Source organism: Streptomyces sp. NPDC060002, from assembly GCF_042737245.1.
In the GTDB taxonomy this organism is placed as follows: domain Bacteria; phylum Actinomycetota; class Actinomycetes; order Streptomycetales; family Streptomycetaceae; genus Streptomyces.
Map to the genome: position 1 here is coordinate 1,890 of NZ_JBHWUW010000118.1, position 3,480 is coordinate 5,369.

Genomic DNA, 3,480 nt, shown 5'->3' on the forward strand with positions numbered 1-3,480 from the left:
AGGGTGCCGGGCACGCTGTTGGGTGTCTGAGGGTATGGCCGTTTGGCTGCCTTCAGTGCCGGCCCCAGTGCACTCGGATCCGTTAAGGGTTCGGGGTGATGGGTGGCTGGTCGTTGTTTGAGAACTGCACAGTGGACGCGAGCATCTGTGGCCAAGTTTTTAAGGGCGCACGGTGGATGCCTTGGCACCAGGAACCGATGAAGGACGTGGGAGGCCACGATAGTCCCCGGGGAGTCGTCAACCAGGCTTTGATCCGGGGGTTTCCGAATGGGGAAACCCGGCAGTCGTCATGGGCTGTCACCCGCTGCTGAACACATAGGCAGTGTGGAGGGAACGCGGGGAAGTGAAACATCTCAGTACCCGCAGGAAGAGAAAACAACCGTGATTCCGGGAGTAGTGGCGAGCGAAACCGGATGAGGCCAAACCGTATACGTGTGAGACCCGGCAGGGGTTGCGTGTACGGGGTTGTGGGATCTCTCTTTCACAGTCTGCCGGCTGTGAGACGAGTCAGAAACCGTTGATGTAGGCGAAGGACATGCGAAAGGTCCGGCGTAGAGGGTAAGACCCCCGTAGTCGAAACGTCAACGGCTCGTTTGAGAGACACCCAAGTAGCACGGGGCCCGAGAAATCCCGTGTGAATCTGGCGGGACCACCCGCTAAGCCTAAATATTCCCTGGTGACCGATAGCGGATAGTACCGTGAGGGAATGGTGAAAAGTACCGCGGGAGCGGAGTGAAATAGTACCTGAAACCGTGTGCCTACAAGCCGTGGGAGCGTCGCGCATCGAGCTTGCTCGGTGCGTCGTGACTGCGTGCCTTTTGAAGAATGAGCCTGCGAGTTTGCGGTGTGTTGCGAGGTTAACCCGAGTGGGGCAGCCGTAGCGAAAGCGAGTCCGAACAGGGCGTTTCAGTAGCACGCTCAAGACCCGAAGCGGAGTGATCTAGCCATGGGCAGGTTGAAGCGGAGGTAAGACTTCGTGGAGGACCGAACCCACCAGGGTTGAAAACCTGGGGGATGACCTGTGGTTAGGGGTGAAAGGCCAATCAAACTCCGTGATAGCTGGTTCTCCCCGAAATGCATTTAGGTGCAGCGTCGTGTGTTTCTTGCCGGAGGTAGAGCACTGGATAGGCGATGGGCCCTACCGGGTTACTGACCTTAGCCAAACTCCGAATGCCGGTAAGTGAGAGCGCGGCAGTGAGACTGTGGGGGATAAGCTCCATGGTCGAGAGGGAAACAGCCCAGAGCATCGACTAAGGCCCCTAAGCGTACGCTAAGTGGGAAAGGATGTGGAGTCGCACAGACAACCAGGAGGTTGGCTTAGAAGCAGCCACCCTTGAAAGAGTGCGTAATAGCTCACTGGTCTAGTGATTCCGCGCCGACAATGTAGCGGGGCTCAAGCGTACCGCCGAAGTCGTGTCATTCATACAATAGGGCCAACGCCTGTATGGATGGGTAGGGGAGCGTCGTGTGCCGGGTGAAGCAGCACCGGAAGGTAGTTGTGGACGGTTCACGAGTGAGAATGCAGGCATGAGTAGCGATACACACGTGAGAAACGTGTGCGCCGATTGACTAAGGGTTCCTGGGTCAAGCTGATCTGCCCAGGGTAAGTCGGGACCTAAGGCGAGGCCGACAGGCGTAGTCGATGGATAACCGGTTGATATTCCGGTACCCGCTGTGAAGCGTCAAACATTGAACCAGGCGATGCTAAGTCCGTGAAGCCGTTCCGGACCCTTCGGGGAAAGGAAAGTGGTGGAGCCGACGAACCAGACTTGCAGTAGGTGAGTGATGGGGTGACGCAGGAAGGTAGTCCATCCCGGGCGGTGGTTGTCCCGGGGTAAGGGTGTAGGCCGTGTGATAGGCAAATCCGTCACACATCAAGGCTGAGACCTGATGCCGAGCCGATTGTGGCGAAGTGGATGATCCTATGCTGTCGAGAAAAGCCTCTAGCGAGTTTCATGGCGGCCCGTACCCTAAACCGACTCAGGTGGTCAGGTAGAGAATACCGAGGCGTTCGGGTGAACTATGGTTAAGGAACTCGGCAAAATGCCCCCGTAACTTCGGGAGAAGGGGGGCCATCACTGGTGAGAGGACTTGCTCCTCGAGCTGGGGGTGGCCGCAGAGACCAGCGAGAAGCGACTGTTTACTAAAAACACAGGTCCGTGCGAAGCCGTAAGGCGATGTATACGGACTGACGCCTGCCCGGTGCTGGAACGTTAAGGGGACCGGTTAGTCAAGATTCGTCTTGGCGAAGCTGAGAACTTAAGCGCCAGTAAACGGCGGTGGTAACTATAACCATCCTAAGGTAGCGAAATTCCTTGTCGGGTAAGTTCCGACCTGCACGAATGGCGTAACGACTTCTCGACTGTCTCAACCATAGGCCCGGTGAAATTGCACTACGAGTAAAGATGCTCGTTTCGCGCAGCAGGACGGAAAGACCCCGGGACCTTTACTATAGTTTGATATTGGTGTTCGGTTCGGCTTGTGTAGGATAGGTGGGAGACTTTGAAACGTGGACGCCAGTTCACGGTGAGTCGCCGTTGAAATACCACTCTGGTCGTGCTGGATGTCTAACCTGGGTCCGTGATCCGGATCAGGGACAGTGTCTGATGGGTAGTTTAACTGGGGCGGTTGCCTCCTAAAGAGTAACGGAGGCGCCCAAAGGTTCCCTCAGCCTGGTTGGCAATCAGGTGTTGAGTGTAAGTGCACAAGGGAGCTTGACTGTGAGACCGACGGGTCGAGCAGGGACGAAAGTCGGGACTAGTGATCCGGCGGTGGCTTGTGGAAGCGCCGTCGCTCAACGGATAAAAGGTACCCCGGGGATAACAGGCTGATCTTCCCCAAGAGTCCATATCGACGGGATGGTTTGGCACCTCGATGTCGGCTCGTCGCATCCTGGGGCTGGAGTCGGTCCCAAGGGTTGGGCTGTTCGCCCATTAAAGCGGTACGCGAGCTGGGTTTAGAACGTCGTGAGACAGTTCGGTCCCTATCCGCTGCGCGCGCAGGAATATTGAGAAGGGCTGTCCCTAGTACGAGAGGACCGGGACGGACGAACCTCTGGTGTGCCAGTTGTCCTGCCAAGGGCATGGCTGGTTGGCTACGTTCGGGAGGGATAACCGCTGAAAGCATCTAAGCGGGAAGCCTGCTTCGAGATGAGTATTCCCACCCCCTTGAGGGGTTAAGGCTCCCAGTAGACGACTGGGTTGATAGGCCGGATGTGGAAGCCCAGTAATGGGTGAAGCTGACTGGTACTAATAGGCCGAGGGCTTGTCCTCAGTTGCTCGCGTCCACTGTGTTGGTTCTGAAACCACGAACAGCCCCATGCCATGGTCACGGTATGGTGCGGCTGCATGAGTTTCAAAGTGTTTCGGTGGTCATAGCGTGAGGGAAACGCCCGGTTACATTCCGAACCCGGAAGCTAAGCCTCACAGCGCCGATGGTACTGCAGGGGGGACCCTGTGGGAGAGTAGGACACCGCCGAAC

General features: G+C 57.0%; 2 rRNA genes. Both read left to right on the plus strand.

The features are described 5' to 3' along the window. Positions 1-149: 149 nt before the first annotated feature. A 23S ribosomal RNA gene (locus ACFWBD_RS41340) occupies positions 150-3,272 on the plus strand. A 91-nt stretch (positions 3,273-3,363) separates the two neighbouring features. Next, positions 3,364-3,480 (plus strand): 5S ribosomal RNA (rrf, locus tag ACFWBD_RS41345).